At 67.4% G+C, this 15,918-nt stretch carries 11 protein-coding genes; 6 read left to right on the forward strand and 5 right to left on the reverse strand.

Annotation, left to right across the window (positions count from 1 at the left end):
• Positions 1-64: 64 nt before the first annotated feature.
• The 3 genes from phbB to ABB28_RS07350 are packed head-to-tail and all read right to left on the reverse strand — an operon-like array spanning position 65 to position 3,364.
• Positions 65-805 (reverse strand): acetoacetyl-CoA reductase, encoded by a 741-nt coding sequence (gene phbB, locus ABB28_RS07340; RefSeq protein ID WP_057508010.1) that lies wholly within the window; start codon positions 803-805, stop codon positions 65-67.
• A gap of 31 nt (positions 806-836) precedes the next feature.
• Complete coding sequence (locus ABB28_RS07345; protein WP_057508034.1) at positions 837-2,165, reverse strand: CitMHS family transporter; 1,329 nt, start codon at positions 2,163-2,165, stop codon at positions 837-839.
• Between the two features lie 56 nt (positions 2,166-2,221).
• Complete coding sequence (locus ABB28_RS07350) at positions 2,222-3,364, reverse strand: OprO/OprP family phosphate-selective porin (RefSeq protein WP_057508011.1); 1,143 nt, start codon at positions 3,362-3,364, stop codon at positions 2,222-2,224.
• A 469-nt stretch (positions 3,365-3,833) separates the two neighbouring features.
• On the opposite strand from ABB28_RS07350, the gene ABB28_RS07355 reads away from it, so the two are divergent.
• Genes ABB28_RS07355 through ABB28_RS07370 form a run of 4 tightly spaced genes read left to right on the forward strand, consistent with a single transcriptional unit; the run spans position 3,834 to position 7,646 of the window.
• On the forward strand, positions 3,834-4,532 hold the full coding sequence (locus ABB28_RS07355) for a response regulator transcription factor (RefSeq protein ID WP_057508012.1): 699 nt from the start codon (positions 3,834-3,836) through the stop codon (positions 4,530-4,532).
• Positions 4,519-5,913: a sensor histidine kinase gene (locus tag ABB28_RS07360; protein WP_057508013.1), complete on the forward strand. Its 1,395-nt coding sequence runs from the start codon at positions 4,519-4,521 to the stop codon at positions 5,911-5,913. The genes ABB28_RS07355 and ABB28_RS07360 overlap by 14 nt, the downstream gene beginning before the upstream one ends.
• Positions 5,910-6,962, forward strand: a complete 1,053-nt coding sequence (locus ABB28_RS07365) for an ABC transporter substrate-binding protein (protein ID WP_057508014.1) — start codon at positions 5,910-5,912, stop codon at positions 6,960-6,962. The genes ABB28_RS07360 and ABB28_RS07365 overlap by 4 nt, the downstream gene beginning before the upstream one ends.
• 36 nt (positions 6,963-6,998) lie before the next feature.
• Positions 6,999-7,646, forward strand: coding sequence for a response regulator (locus ABB28_RS07370; protein ID WP_042614680.1), 648 nt, complete (start codon positions 6,999-7,001; stop codon positions 7,644-7,646).
• Between the two features lie 136 nt (positions 7,647-7,782).
• Here ABB28_RS07370 and ABB28_RS07375 read toward each other — a convergent pair whose 3' ends face one another.
• Both ABB28_RS07375 and ABB28_RS07380 read right to left on the reverse strand, forming a co-directional pair.
• Positions 7,783-10,431, reverse strand: coding sequence for a hybrid sensor histidine kinase/response regulator (locus ABB28_RS07375; RefSeq protein WP_057508015.1), 2,649 nt, complete (start codon positions 10,429-10,431; stop codon positions 7,783-7,785).
• A gap of 57 nt (positions 10,432-10,488) precedes the next feature.
• Positions 10,489-11,649, reverse strand: a complete 1,161-nt coding sequence (locus ABB28_RS07380) for an OprO/OprP family phosphate-selective porin (RefSeq protein WP_057508016.1) — start codon at positions 11,647-11,649, stop codon at positions 10,489-10,491.
• 235 nt (positions 11,650-11,884) lie between these two features.
• On the opposite strand from ABB28_RS07380, the gene ABB28_RS07385 reads away from it, so the two are divergent.
• The gene (locus ABB28_RS07385) at positions 11,885-13,228 is read left to right on the forward strand and encodes a dicarboxylate/amino acid:cation symporter (RefSeq protein WP_057508017.1); all 1,344 of its coding nucleotides are present in this window, start codon (positions 11,885-11,887) and stop codon (positions 13,226-13,228) included.
• Between the two features lie 239 nt (positions 13,229-13,467).
• Complete coding sequence (locus ABB28_RS07390) at positions 13,468-15,759, forward strand: NADP-dependent malic enzyme (protein ID WP_057508018.1); 2,292 nt, start codon at positions 13,468-13,470, stop codon at positions 15,757-15,759.
• Positions 15,760-15,918 lie beyond the last annotated feature (159 nt).

The following is a 15,918-nucleotide window of genomic DNA, read 5'->3' on the forward strand; positions in this document are numbered from 1 at the left end:
CGGCAGCGTCAGATGCTGCCTACCTGCCTACCTACCTGCCTACCGTCAACCATCTACCCGCGCATCACCCCATGTACAGGCCGCCGTTCACCGGATAGTCGGCACCGGTCACATACGCCGCCTCATCCGACGCCAGCCAACCGCACAGTGCGGCCACTTCTTCCGGCTTGCCAAGGCGGCGGATCGGTACCGAGGCAGCCAACCGGTCCAGCACGTCCGGTGGAAAGCTGCTGATCGCCTGGCTGGCGATATAACCGGGTGAGATGGTGTTCACCGTCACCCCGCGCGCAGCCACCTCCGCGGCCAGCGCGCGGCTGAACCCGTGCATCGCCGCCTTCGCCGTGGCGAAGTTCACCTGGCCGATCTGGCCCTTGTGCGCGCTGACCGAGCCGATGTTGATGATGCGCCCCCAGCCGCGGGTGGCCATGCCATCCACTACCTGTTTGGTGATGTTGAACAGGGAGTTGAGGTTGGATGCCATCACCGCATTCCAGTCATCGGCGCTCATCTGCCGGAACAGCACATCGCGGCTGCCACCGGAATTGTTGACCAGCACGTCGACCTCGCCGACATCGGCGCGCACCTTGGCGAAGGCCGCGGCGGTGGAGCTCCAGTCGGTGGCGTTGCCTTCAGAGGCGATGAAGTCGAAGCCGAGGTCACGCTGCTCGCGCAGCCAGCCGGCCTTGCGCGGGGAGTTCGGTGCGCAGCCGGCGACCACGGTGTGGCCCGAGCGGGCCAGCGTCTGGCAGATCGCAGTGCCGACACTGCCCATGCCACTGGTGACGTATGCGATGCGAAGGGTCATTTGCTTCTCCAGGTCCTGTGGCGGGGCCGTATCAGGCGGCCAACGGGTACAGCGCGAACAGCAGGCTGCCAGCCATCAGCAGCAGTGAAATCAGCACCGCCCATTTCAGGGTGAACTTCTGGTGGTCGGCGAACTCGACTTTGGCCAGGCCGACCAGCAGGTAGGTCGAGGGCACCAGCGGGCTGAGCAGGTGCACCGGCTGGCCGGCCAATGAGGCGCGGGCCATTTCCACCGGCGTGATGCCGTAGTTGCCGGCGGCCTCGGACAGGATCGGCAGCACGCCGAAGTAGAAGGCATCGTTGGACATGAAGAAGGTGAACGGCATCGACGCCAGCGCGGTGATCACCGCCAGATATGGCCCCCAGCTTTCCGGGATGATGGCCAGGAAGCTGTGCGACATCGCTTCGACCATGCCGGTGTTGTTGAGGATGCCGGTGAAGATGCCGGCGGCGAAGATCAGCGACACCACCGACAGCACGTTGCCGGCGTGGTTGACCACGCGACGGCGCTGCTCGGCCAGGTTCGGGTAGTTGATCACCAGCGCAATGGCGAAGCCCACCATGAACAGGATCGGCATCGGCAGCAGGCCCATGATAAGCGCGGCCATCAGTGCGGCGGTCAGCCCGAAGTTGACCCACAGCAGCTTCGGGCGCTTGATGTCTTCGGCATCTTCCACGGTCGGCAGCGCATCCCCATCGTCGGACACGCTGGAGTCCATCCACGAACCGCCCTGCGGCAGGGTCATCACGCCCAGCCGACGGCGCTCCTTCATGCCGAGGTACCACGCCAGCACCAGGATGCCGGCGCAGGCGATCACCATCGAAGGAATCAGCGGCACGAACACATCGGCCGGATCCACGTGCAGCGCGGTGGCCGCACGCGCGGTCGGCCCGCCCCACGGGGTGAGGTTCATCACACCGCCGGCGAGGATGGTCACGCAGGTCATGTTCAGTGCGTTCATGCCCAGCCGCCGGTACAGCGGCAGCATGGCCGATACGGTGATCATGTAGGTTGTCGAGCCATCGCCATCCAGCGAGATCAGCATCGCCAGCACGGCGGTGCCCATGACGATCTTCAGCGGATCGCCCTTGACCACGTTGAGGATGACCCGCACCAGCGGATCGAACAGGCCGGCATCGATCATCACCCCGAAGTACAGGATGGCGAACATCAGCATGACGCCGGTGGGGGCGATCTTCTTGATGCCGTCGAGCATCATTTCGTCGATGCCGGCGCCGAAGCCACCGAGCAGGGCGAAGATGATCGGGACGGTGATCAGGGCGACCAGCGGCGACAGTCGCTTGCTCATGATCAAGTACATGAACGTAATGACCATGCCAAAGCCGAGGATGCTGAGCATCATCTGCGGACTCCTTGGGTATCAGTGCGGAAGGGGGAGGGGAGAGCGGGGGAGCATCAGAAATCGAACTGCAGGCGGCCGGTGACGGCGCGCGTGCGGTCAACGGTGACGTCGGCCAGGCGGTCGCGGTTGCGGCTTTCGATCAGGTTGAGCATGAAGCGCAGGTTGTCGCGCAGGTACCAGTTGCCGCCCAGCGTCCACGCCTCGGTGCTGCCGTCGCGCAGGTCGGGCAGGCCGACCAGGTGCTGGTCACCGCGCATCTGGTCGTAGCGCAGCGCCAGTTCGAAGGCGCCGGCCTTGTGCCGGATATCCTTGATGCGGGCGAAGCGACCGGTCTTGCGGTCGTAGCCGCGCGACTCACCGGTCACGAACCAGCTGAGCATGCCGTAGCCGGCCAGCACCTTGCCGCGCTGCAGGCCGTCGTCGAACGTGGCGCCGCTGAACTCGCCCTGCCAGGACCACGGCCCACGCACCTGCGCGTACTCCAGCGACCACTTGTCCACGTCGGTATCGCGGCCCGCGGAGAAGTCGACCAGGGTCAGGCGGCTTTCATCGGACAGGTGACCGGCCGGGCGCGGGCGGATGCGCAGTCCGGGCGCACCGCTGGCACCGGGGTTGTCGTAGAGCTCGCGCGCTACCGAGACACCCAGGTGCAGCACGTCGCCGGCGGCGGGGCTCGGTGCCCACGTGGCGCGGCCACCGGCGGCACGGCCCTTGACCTGCCAGGCATCAATGCTTTCCAGGCTGTACAGGCTGGCTGCCCAGGTGAAGTCACCCGGGTTGGCCTGCCACGACGCCCCCAGCCGGTACAGCGGCGCCAGCGAGGTGCCGGCGTTGCCGCGTTCCAGGAAGCTGCCGTAGTTGGAGCCGGTACGGTCGTCCAGCGAGAAGTACTGCTTGAACTGACCGACGGTGAGCCGGCCGGCATCGCCAAAGCTGCGGCTCAGGTACACATCTTTCGCCTCGACCCGGTCACCGGAAAAGTCGGCTTCCATCTTGTAGTCGACCACGAAGAACTTGCCGGATACGTCAAGCCACGCACGGCGCACCTCGGTATCGTCCTTGTTCGGCGTACCGCGGCCATCATTGTCGAAGCTGGCGAAATCCAGATGCAGCCGCCCGCCGATCTCGGCGGTGACCGGCCGGTCATCGTCGGCGGCAACGGCTGGCGCAGCAGCAAACACGGTACAGGCGGCCATCGCACAGGAACCAACCGCCGACCAACGAACAGTGAAACGATCCACAAACCCTCCCAGGTGCGCGCCCGGCGCGCGGCCAACGTGGGCACCCGGAACGGATGCGAGGCCGCAGTCTCGGCCCAGCAAGCTGTCATTCACCTGTCAGCGGTTTGTGCAGCGCAGCGAAACCCGCGCGATTCCGGCCCCTATCCGTCCGCCGAGCACGGCTCGGCGCTACCGCTTTTTGTTCCTTCATACGCGGCCTGCAGCAGCCGGGAAACCCTCAGGGCGATGGGCGGGGCGGGTATGCGGGGCCTTGAGCGGCAGGAGCCGCGAAGAGCTACATGGACGTACTTGCGCGTGCCCCGCATACCCACCCCGCCCGTCGCCAACCCGTAGCCCAGCTCCAAAGCCAGCCGCGAACGCGCATCAGCCGTTCGATCCACCGCCCGTGCGTTAGCATCTCCACTCCCCCGTACCCGACAACCGCATGCGCCTGCTGCTGGTCGAAGACAACCCGGACCTCGCCGATGCCATCGTCCGCCGCATGCGCCGCAACGGCCACGCCGTCGACTGGCAATCCGACGGACTGGCCGCCGCCAGCGTGCTGCGCTACCAGAGCTTCGACCTGGTGGTGCTGGACATCGGCCTGCCCAAACTGGACGGCCTGCGCGTGCTGGCCGGCATGCGCGAACGCGGTGACAGCACCCCGGTACTGATGCTCACCGCCCGCGACGGCATCGAAGACCGCGTGCAGGCGCTGGACGTGGGTGCCGATGACTATCTCGGCAAGCCCTTCGATTTCCGCGAATTCGAAGCGCGCTGCCGCGTGCTGCTGCGCCGCGCGCGCGGCCAGGCCAGCGAACTGGTGCAGATCGGCGGGTTCCAGTTCGACAACGCCGCGCACCGCGTCAGCCTGGACGGCGAACTGATCGAACTGCCCAACCGCGAATTCCGCCTGCTGGAGATCCTGGTCGGCCGGCTGGGGCAGGTGGTCGGCAAGGACGAGATCGGCAATGGGCTGTTCGGCTTCGACGACGAAGCCGGGCCGAATGCCATCGAACTGTATGTCGGCCGGCTGCGCCGCAAGCTGGCCGCCGCGCCGCTGCGCATCGTCACCGTGCGCGGTGTGGGCTACATGCTGGAAGCCGTGGACGCGACCGACGGGGGCATCGATGCACCCGCGTGAGCGGCAGCGCCCGGCGTCGCTGCGGCGCACGCTGACGCTGTACCTGGGCGCATTGCTGGCGGTGTTCGCGGTCGCCCTGCTGTTCGCCGCGCGCGACTACGGGCAGCGTGCGGCGAACCGTTCCTACGACCACCTGCTGGTGTCCTCGGCGCTGTCCATCGCCGATTCGGTGGCGCTGGTCGACGGCCAGTGGCAGGTCGACCTGCCGTATGCGGCGCTGGACCTGCTGGCGATGGCGCCGGAAGACCGGGTGTTCTATCGCGTGGCGGACAGTCGCGGCGCGCTGATCACCGGCTATGGCGACCTGCCGCCGGTGCCGCGCAGCATCAACGGGCACGGTGATGCACCGGCCTTGTTCGACGCGCCGTACAGCGGAGAAACCGTGCGTTTCGTGGTGGTGGCGCGCAACCTGTCATCGCCTTCGGCGCAGGGCGAGGTGCAGGTCCAGGTCGGGCAGACCCGGCGTGCGCGCGAAGCGCTCGCGCAGGAGATGGTGAACCGCGCGCTGCTGGCGATCACCGTGCTGTCGCTGCTGTCGCTGGCGCTGGTCGGTGTCGGCGTGCACCGCGCATTCCGTCCGCTGGTGCGGGTGGAGCGCGAGCTGTCGCGGCGCGAGCCGTCCGACCTGCGTCCGTTGGACGCCCACGTGCCACGTGAAATGGACCAGATGGTCGCCGCGCTGAACCGCTTCATGGGCCGGTTGTCCAGCAGCAACGAGACGCTGCGCTCGTTCATGGCCGAAGCCGCGCACCAGATGCGCACGCCGCTGGCGGCGCTGCGGGCGCAGGCGCAGCTGGCGCTGGATGACGAGGAGCCGGAGGACATGCGTCGCAGCCTGCTGGCGATCGAACGCAATGCCAGCCACATGAGCCGCCTGCTCAACCAGCTGCTCAGCGATGCCAGCGTGATCCACCGCGCCAACCTGCAGCGCTACGCGCCGGTGGATCTCGCCGAGACCGTCCACCAGGCGCTGCACGAGGCCGTGCCCCAGGTGGAACCGATCCCACGCGTGCACCTTGCGATGAGCACCGGACCGGTGTGGGTGCAGGGTGATGCGCTGTTGCTGCGCGAGGCGATCAAGAACCTGATCGACAACGCCATCAAGTACAGTGGCGCGGCGCCGTTGCAGGTCGCCCTGACCCTGGACGGCGACACGGCCCTGCTGACCATCGCCGACCATGGCCCGGGCATCGCGCCCGGCGATGCCGAACGGGTGTTCGAGCGCTTCGCGCGCGGCGAAGGCGCCGCTGCCGGCGGGGCCGGGCTGGGGCTCGCCATCGTCAAGCGCGTGGTGGATGCGCACGCTGGCCGGATCGATCTTTCCAACCGTCGCGAAGGGGGCCTGGTGGCCACCATCGCATTGCCCCGGAGCCACGCATGATCCGCCAGATGACGCTGTTCACGCTGCTGCTGTGGGGGGCGGTGGCCGCTGCCGCACCTGGCGACGTACAGCGTTTCGCCGCAACCGGGCCCGCCAACGCGCAGCTGCGCATCCATGGTTCGACCGACATCGAAGTATTCGCCGTGGTGATCGCCGACTACCAGCGCCTGCATCCGGGAACGGAAGTGGTGTACGAGGACATCATCACCCAGGACCTGCACGCGCGCTTCCTTCGCGAGCGGAACGGGCCCGCCTCGGCCGACCTGTTGATTTCCAGTGGCATGGATCTGCAGGCCAAGCTGGTCAACGACGGCCATGCCCTGGCCCATCGCTCGCCACAGACCGAGGCGCTGCCCGGTTGGGCGCAGTGGCGCAGCGAGGCCTTCGGGATCAGCTACGAGCCGGTGGCGATGGTCTACAACACCCGCACGCTGCCGGCCGCGCGCGTCCCGCGTACGCGGCGCCAGTTGCTGGACCTGCTGCGCGCGCCGGATGCCCCGCTGCGTGGGCGGGTCGGCACCTATGACATCAACCGCAGCAGCGTCGGCTACCTGCTGGCCACGCAGGATGCGCAGCGTGGCAGCATGGCCGGTGCGCTGCTGGGCGCGCTGGGCGACAACCGGGTGCTGCTGGAAGAGCGCACCGGGGTGCTGCTGGACAAGGTCAGCAGCGGCGAGCTGTCACTGGTGTACAACGTGCTCGGTTCGTATGCCCAGGCGCGCATCGATGACGGTGAACCGCTGGGCATCGTCGAACCGGAGGACTACACGCTGGTGATGCTGCGCACCGCGGTGATACCGCGCAATGCGCGCAACACGGCCGAAGCGCGGCGCTTCCTCGATTACCTGCTGTCCCCGCGCGGCCAGCAGGTGCTGTCCCGCGAAGCCCGGTTGATGCCGATCGTGCGCGGCGGCGCGACGCGCAACGGCAGCCCGGAGCGCAACCTGCGGCCGATCCAGCTCGGGCCGGGATTGCTGGTCTACCTGGATGCGCTGAAGCGGCGGCAGTTCCTGGACGCCTGGAACAGCAGCATGCGCCCAGCGCGGTAGCGCACGGCCGACGGAAGTCGGCCCTACAATGCCCGCATGAGCGAACTGAACCTGCTGGTTGCCGACGACCATCCCCTGCTGCGTGCTGCCGTGGTGCATTCGCTGCGGCAGGGCCTGCCCCAGGTCAACGTACGCGAGGTGGCCAGTGCCGAGGCGCTGGAACAGGCGCTGGACCAGCACCCGGATGTGGACCTGGTGCTGCTGGACCTGACCATGCCCGGCGCGCACGGGTTTTCCGCGCTGCTGCATGTGCGCGGCGCGCATCCGGACATCCCGGTGGTGATCCTGTCTTCCAATGACCACCCGCGTGTCATCCGCCGTGCGCAGCAGTTCGGCGCCGCCGGGTTCATTCCCAAATCGGTGCCGCCGGAGACCATCGGCGAAGCCGTGGCGGCCGTGCTGGATGGGGGGCTGTGGTTCCCGGCGATGGCCGCCGAGCGATCCGATGCCGATGCCCTGCTGGCCAGTCGCCTTGCGCAGCTCACCCCGCAGCAGTTCCGCGTGCTGCTGTGCCTGGCCGATGGGCTGTTGAACAAGCAGATTGCCTACACGCTGGGCCTGGCAGAGAACACGGTCAAGGTGCATGTCACCGCCATCCTGAAGAAGCTGGAATGCCACAGCCGTACGCAGGCTGCGGTGCTGGTGAAGGCGCTGGAGCCGGAAGGCGATGCCGGCCTGGTGTAGGCCAAGGTAGCGCCGAGCCACGCTCGGCGGCATCGAACCGCGCCGCTGCGCTCGCCGACCATGGGTCGGCGCTACCGCGGCACCGTCCGCCCTGTGGCACCGAGCCACGCTCGGCGGAATCCATCCGTCGCAGGCCTTACCCGCGGTGGCGCAGCAGCAGCTGGGTCATCAGGGCGCGCAGGGCGGGCGGACGCACCGGTTTGGCAAGGAAGCCCCAGCCGTTGTCGGCGGCCAGCGCCCGGAGCGCATCATCGCGTTCGGCGGTGACCAGCACCACCGGCGGCCGCGCCTGCCAGCGTTCGCACAGCGCCTCATACAGCGCCGGCCCATGGAACTCGCCCATGCGCACGTCCAGCAGCACCAGTTCCGGTGCCAGCCCGGCGTGGGCCGCATCCAGCGCGGCCTGCGGGCCTTCGGACTGCTCCACGTCGCAGCCCCATTTTTCCAGCAGCGCCCGCGTGGCAGCGCTGACATGCGCATCGTCATCGATGGCCCATACCCGGCGCCCACGCAGCGGACTGTCAGCCGTGGTTTCCACCACCACCGGCGCGTGCACCAGCACCGACGCCACGACCTCCTCTGCCCGGCCCAGCGGCACCGCCACTTCGAACATCGAGCCGCTGCCCAGCACCGAGCGCAGCCGGATCGGATGCCCCAGCAGGCGGCCGATGCGTTCGACGATCGCCAGGCCCAGTCCGGTGCCGCGTTCCTGGCCATCGTGCAGGCGGCGGAATTCTTCGAAGATCTCCTTGTGCAGGCTCTCCGGGATGCCCGGACCCTGGTCGTGCACCTGGATCCACAGCCGGCCGCCTTCGCGGCGGCAGCCCAGCAGCACGCGGCCGCGCTGGGTGTAGCGCAGCGCATTGGACAGGAAGTTCTGCAGGATGCGCCGCAGCAGCGCCTCGTCGCTCACCACCACCGCGGCGGTAGGCACCCAGTGCAGCTGCAGCCCGCGACCTTCGGCGGCGATGCCGAACTCGCGGGCAAGGGTCTCCAGCAGCGGGTTGAGCGCGAACGCACGCACGCGCGTCTGCAGGCTGCCCGATTCCAGCCGGGAGATATCCAGCAGGCTGACCAGGATTGCATCCTGCGCTGACAGCGCCGCTTCGATGTGGTCGGCGGTCTGCTGTTGTTCGCCGTCGGCCAGCTTGGCGCGCAGCACCGACACGAACATGCGTGCGGCGTTCAGCGGCTGCAGCAGGTCATGCACCGCAGAGGCGACGAAGCGGGTCTTGTAGCGGTTGGCCTGCTCGGCCTCGCGCCGTGCTTCGTCCAGATCGCGGGTGCGCTCGGCCACGCGGTGTTCCAGTGCGTCGGCCAGCGAGCGCAGTTCGCGCGCGGCGTTCTTGTAACTGGTGATGTCCGCATAGCTGGTGACGAAGCCGCCGTCGGGCAGCGGATTTCCGCGGATTTCCAGCACCGTGCCGTCGTCTTTCTCGCTTTCGCGCATGTGCGGCCGTCCGCTGCGCAGGTGGTTGAGCCGGCGTTCGATGGCTTCATCGATGGGCCCCGGCCCGAGCAGGCCGCGACGCGCGTTGAAGCGGAAAATCTCCTCGATCGGCCGTCCCACCTGCACCAGCCCCGGCGGGAAGCGGAACAGTTCCAGATAGCGCGAATTCCACGCCACGAGCTGCTGCTGGCTGTCGATGATCACCACGCCCTGCGGCAGGTGTTCCAGGCTGCGGCTCAGCCCGCGGTCGGCGTCCTGCGCGGCCTGCAGCAGGCCATCCTGCGCGCTGCGCAGCTCCTGGGCATGCTGCTTGAGCAGGGTTTCCAGCTCGCGCCGGCTGCGCTGGCGATGCGCCGAAAGGCGTCGCCGCTGCTGCACGAACAGCGCCAGGAAGCCCAGCGCCAACCACGCCGCGCCACCGCCGATGGCCGCACTGCGGGCCACCGCGCCGGCCGCGCTGGCATCGTGCAGCAGGTGCAGGTGCCAGTTCTCTTCGGGCAGGTCGATGGTCTGCCACAGCAGCGCACGCGGCATCGCCGGGTCGGCCATGCGCACGATCCGCCCGCCATCGTCCAGCACCCGCTCGGTACGTGCGCGCAGTGGTTGCAGGGAGCGGTCCGCGTACTGGCGGCTGGCCAGCATCTCCTCGCGTTCCTGCGTGCCCAGGGTCCGCAGCAGGCGGTAGCGCCAGGGATCCTGGTTGGCCAGGAACACCACGTCGTGGTTGTCGCTGGCCAGGACGATGTCCGGGCTGGCGACCCACTCCTGTTCCAGCGCGGACAGCTCGATCTTGATCACCACCACGCCCAGCCGGGTGCCGTCGGCATCGTCGATGGCGTGCGACAGGAAGTAACCGGGCACGCCGGTGGTCATGCCGATGCCGTAGAAACGGCCGTGGCCGGCCGCCATCGCCTGCAGGTAATAGGGCCGGTAGCTGTAGTCTTCGCCGACGTTGGTCGAGGGCTGGTCCCAGTTGCTGGCGGCCACCGCCACGCCATCGCGCCCGACCAGGGTCAGGGTGGATGCGCGGGTGACCTGGTTGGCCTGGGACAGTTTGAGGTTCAGGCGCTGGCGTCCCGCCGGATCAGGTGCGCTGCGCAGCGCGGCCAGCAGGTCCGGGTCCAGCGCCATCACCTGCGGCAGGGTGCCGAAGCGATCGATCCGCTGCTGCAGGCCCTGGCCATACAACTGCAACTGGCGCTGCACCTGCGCGCTTTCGCCGGCCAATGCGCGCTGGCCGGCGAAATGCCCGGCCGATACCGCGCACAGCGCGGTCCCGCCGATCATCACCAGCAGGGTCATGGCCAGCTTGCGGTAGCGGCCGAGCCGGTACATGCGGACAGAGTCTACGGGCAGAGCGGGTCGATGACCCGCTCAGTCACGCGGCCCGGCTCAGAAATGCATCTGGGCGCGGACTTCGAAGATCTCCGGCTTGGTATGCACGCCGCGACGGCTGGCATCGGCCTTGATGTAGTTGGCCTGGAACTTGAAGTGGCTGGTCAGGTACCAGTTGGCACCCAGGGTCCAGTTGTGTTCACGGCCACCGAGCACATCGGCGTCGTCCAGGTCCAGGCGGCTGTAGCGCGCCAGCACTTCCACCGCGCCGTAGTCACGCGCCGGCTTGATGTTGGCCACGCCGCCACCGCTGTACGGGCGCGATTCGCCGGTCAGCACCCAGCTGCCCATCACGTACTGGCCGTTGCCGGTGTAGTCCGGCTTGCCTTCGCGGGTGATGGTGGCCTGCAGGGCTTCGGCCTGGATGGAGAACGGACCGCGGATGAAAATGCCTTCCAGACCGGCGCGGTTGACCTTGTCGGCGGTGACCAGCGCACCGGAATCGACCAGGCGGAGGTCGGTCAGGCCGGCCTCCGGACGCGCGCGGAAACGCGCGGTCGCTTCGTGGTGCACGTCGCGGCCGTCACGCCAGCCACGCGGGTTTTCCTGCGACAGCGCCAGGCCCAGGTGCAGCACGTTCGCCTCGGCCTTGACCGGGGTCCACACCGCACGCAGCGCCTGCATGGTGCCGGGGTTGTCGCCCTGCAGGTCCTTGCCACCGTAAAGGCCAGCCTGCAGCAGGTAGGCGGGGCGCTCCAGCACCCAGTCCAGGCCGGTGCGACGGCCGGCGTAGAACGCCTGCACCGGCATCGCGAATTCCATGAAGCTGCCGGCGCGCGAGCTGGTCACCGCATCCAGGCCGACCGGGGTCTTCATGTAACCGACGCGGAACTTGCCGATGTCCTGGCCGACGAACGCCTTGCTTTCCAGGCGCAGGTACACATCCAGCCAGGTGTCGGACTGGAAGTCGTAGTACACCATGGCGTCATACACGCCCTTCTTCTTCAGCGTGGCGCCGAATTCCTTGCGGCGTACCGCGTCGGCGTTTTCGATGTCGCCGGAGAAATTGTTCCAGTCGTAGGCGATGTTGCCGGTGGCGGCGAGCTCGGTGCCATCAGCGAACGACACCTTGGTCGGCCAGTTGTCGAAACCAGCGGCATTGGCCAGCAGCGGGCTGGCGGCCAGGGACAGGGCAAGCAGGGTCGGGGTCATTCGCATGGGACGGCAGGTCTCTATTCGGGAAAGGTGGATCTACACGCGCCCCGGTCTGTGCGGGGTCGTCGCGACCGGCGCAGTGTAGGCGCAGAAAGCGCCCGGAGGCAGCCTGAACCGGGGGGGTAGTACCAATAGGTTATCTGCTGATGCGTCCGCGCGGCGTACAAAGGGCGCCATCCGATGCCGCGCCGCGTGTCCTTCGTGGCGTTGGCGTCATCAGTCCCTTCCGGAGCCCGCCATGCACGTTCCCGCCGCTTCCCCGGTGCCGACCAAGCCGCTGCCGTTCTATCGCCAGCTGTATTTCCAGGTCGTGGTCGCCATCATCCTCGGTGCCGTCCTGGGCCATTACGAGCCGCTGGTCGGCGAGAAGATGAAGCCGCTGGGTGATGCCTTCATCAACCTGGTGAAGATGATCATCGCCCCGGTCATCTTCCTGACCATCGTCACCGGCATCGCCGGCATGACCCACCTGCGCACCGTGGGCCGGGTGTTCGCCAAGGCGATGGCCTATTTCATGTTCTTCTCCACGCTGGCACTGGTGGTGGGCATGATCGTGGCGCACGTGGTGCAGCCGGGCGCGGGCATGAACATCAACCCGGCCGACCTGGACCAGACCGCGGTCAACAGCTATGTCGAAAAGTCGCACGACCTGACCCTGATCGGCTTTGCGATGGACATCATTCCCAAGACGCTGGTCAGCGCGTTCGTGGACGGCAACATCCTGCAGGTGCTGTTCGTGGCGGTGCTGTTCGGCATCGCGCTGGCACTGGTGGGTGAGAAGGGCAAGCCGGTGCTGAACTTCCTGGAAGCGCTGGTCGCTCCGGTGTTCAAGCTGGTGCATATCCTGATGAAGGCCGCCCCGATCGGCGCGTTTGGTGCGATCGCCTTCACCATCGGCAAGTACGGGGTCGGTTCGCTGATCAACCTGGCCTGGCTGGTGGGTTCGTTCTACCTGACCGCCTTCCTGTTCGTGGTGGTGATCCTGGGCGCGGTGGCCCGCCTGTGCGGCTTCTCGGTGTTCAAGCTGGCGCGTTACCTGAAGGCTGAGCTGCTGCTGGTGCTGGGCACCTCCTCGTCCGAATCGGCGCTGCCGTCGCTGATGGAGAAGATGGAGCGCGCCGGCTGCAGCAAGTCGGTGGTCGGCCTGGTGGTCCCCACCGGCTATTCGTTCAACCTGGACGGCACCAACATCTACATGACCCTGGCGGCGCTGTTCATCGCCCAGGCCACCAACACCGAGCTGACCCTGGGCCACCAGATCGCCCTGCTGCTGGTGGCGATGCTGAGCTCCAAGGGCGCCGCCGGCGTGACCGGCGCCGGCTTCATCACCCTGGCCGCCACCCTGGCCGTGGTACCGGAAGTACCGGTGGCCGGCATGGCGCTGATCCTCGGCGTGGACCGCTTCATGAGCGAATGCCGCTCGCTGACCAACTTCATCGGCAACGCGGTGGCTACCGTGGTGGTCTCGCGCTGGGAAGGCGCGCTGGACCGTGACCGCCTGAAGCTGGCGCTGGACGGCCGCGAAAGCGAGCTGCCGCCGCCGGTCGATGCGGCCCTGCCGCTTGCCTCTGCCAAGATCTGACCCTTCCACGTCAGGATGCGGGGCCCGTCAGCGATGACGTGGCCCCGCAGCTTTTTCCGCGGTACCTGCCACCTTGCTGTCACACCCGCAGGGAGGGTGCAGCGCGATGCTCCGCAGTACGCCGGCAACACGCCGGTTGGTGCGCTGCAGCACACGCGCGACAGCCCCGCGACAGGTCCAGCCCGAACAACGGGGGTATGATCCCCTGTCCCCCTTGCCCATTCATGTGCCCAACGTCGATGTCCAAAGAAGATTTCAAACAGGCCGCCCTCGATTACCACCGCATGTCGCCGCCGGGCAAGATCAAGGTCACGGCGACCAAGCCGATGCTGACCCAGCGTGATCTGTCGTTGGCCTATTCGCCCGGCGTTGCCTACGCCTGTGAAGCGATCATGGCCGACCCGCAGCAGGCCAGCGAGCTCACCGCACGTGGCAACCTGGTCGCGGTGATTTCCAACGGTACCGCCGTGCTGGGCCTGGGCAACATCGGTCCGCTGGCCGGCAAGCCGGTGATGGAAGGCAAGGGCGTGCTGTTCCAGAAATTCGCCGGCATCGATGTGTTCGACATCGAAATCGACGAGCTGGACCCGGACAAGCTGGTCGACATCATCGCCTCGCTGGAGCCGACCTTCGGCGGCATCAACCTGGAAGACATCAAGGCACCGGAGTGCTTCATCGTCGAGCGCAAGCTGCGCGAGCGGATGAAGATCCCGGTGTTCCATGACGACCAGCACGGCACGGCGATCATCGTCGGCGCCGCGGTGCTGAACGCCATGGCGATCACCGGCAAGAAGATCGAAGAAGTGAAGCTGGCGACCACGGGCATGGGCGCGGCCGGCATTTCCTGCGTCAACATGCTGGTGCAGCTGGGCCTGAAGCCGGAAAACATCCTGGCCTTCGACCGCGAGGGCGTGATCCACACCGGCCGCAGCGACCTGGACCCGGAAAAGGCGCGTTACGCGCGTGATACCGACAAGCGCACCCTGGCCGAGATCGTCGACGGCGCGGACATTTTCCTGGGCCTGTCGGCACCGGGCATCCTGACCGCCGACATGGTCAAGACCATGGCGCCGGACCCGGTGATCTTCGCGCTGGCCAACCCGACCCCGGAAATCATGCCCGAAGACGTGCGCGCGGTACGCGCCGACGCGATCATCGGCACCGGTCGTTCGGACTACCCGAACCAGGTCAACAACGTCCTGTGCTTCCCTTACCTGTTCCGCGGCGCGCTGGACGTGGGCGCCACCGCGATCAACGAAGAAATGAAGATCGCCTGCGTGCGCGCCATCGCCGCGCTGGCACGCCGTGCGGCTACCGACATGGGCTCGGCCTACGGCGGTGACACCCCGAGCTTCGGCCGGGAATACCTGATTCCGCGCCCGTTCGACCGCCGCCTGCTGGTGGAGCTGTCCGCTGCCGTGGCACAGGCGGCGATGGATTCCGGCGTGGCCGCGCGGCCGATCGCCGACATGGCCGCCTACCGCCAGAAGCTGTCCGAGTTCGTCTACCGCACCAGCCTGATGATGAAGCCGGTGTACGACCGCGCGCGCACCGACAAGCAGCGCGTGGTGTATGCCGAAGGCGAGGAAGAAGTGGTGCTGCAGGCGGTGCAGAACGTGGTCGACGAGGATCTGGCGCATCCGATCCTGATCGGTCGCCCGGACGTCATCGAGGCACGCATCGAACGCCTGGGCCTGCGCCTGAAGATCGGCGAGAACGTGCAGGTCACCAACATCAACGATGATCCGCGCTTCAACGAGTACTGGCAGTACTACCACGCGCTGACCGGCCGTCGTGGCGTGACCGTGGCCGCGGCGAAGAACCTGATGCGTTCGCGCCCGACCCTGATCGCCGCGGTGATGGTGGCGCGCGGCGAAGCCGATGCACTGCTGACCGGCGTGGTCGGCCGCTTCCACAAGAAGCTGGGTTACGTGCGCAGCGTGCTGCCGCTGGAGTCCAAGGTCACCTCGACCTCGGCGATGACCGGGGTGATCAACCAGCAGGGCGTGTTCTTCTTCGTGGATACCCACGTGCAGGAAGATCCCACGGCCGAACAGCTGACCGAAGCCACGCTGCAGGCGGCCTACCGCATGAAGCTGTTCGGCATCGAACCGAACGTGGCGCTGCTGTCGCACTCCAACTTCGGCAGCCACGATTCGAAGGATGCGCTGAAGATGCGCCAGGTCCGCGAGATGCTGCTCAAGCGCAACCCGCGCCTGAACGTGGACGGTGAGATGCAGGGCGACACCGCCTGGGACGAAGCGCTGCGGCAGAAGCTGCTGCCGGGCTCCACCCTGACCGGCCGTGCCAACCTGTTCGTGCTGCCGAACCTGGAAGCGGCCAACATCGCCTACAACCTGGTGCGCGTGTTCACCGATGGCGTGGCGATCGGGCCGATCCTGATGGGCGTGGCCAAGCCGGCGCACATCCTGACCAGCAGCGCGACCTCGCGCCGGATTTTGAACATGACCGCGATCGCTGCGGTGGATGCGCAGATCCGCAAGCAAATCGAGGCCGAGAAGAAGGCGTAAGCCTTCTTCGCAGGCTCGATTTGCCCGCGCATTCCACCTTATCCCCGCGCCGTTGGCGCGCCCCCTTGAGCAAACCGCCAGCGGTTTGCCCGCGCATTCCACCTTATCCCCGCGCCGTTGGCGCGCCCCCTTGAACAACAAGGGGGCTCTTCGTCGGAT

This window comes from Stenotrophomonas chelatiphaga (assembly GCF_001431535.1).
Classification (GTDB): Bacteria; Pseudomonadota; Gammaproteobacteria; order Xanthomonadales; family Xanthomonadaceae; genus Stenotrophomonas; species Stenotrophomonas chelatiphaga.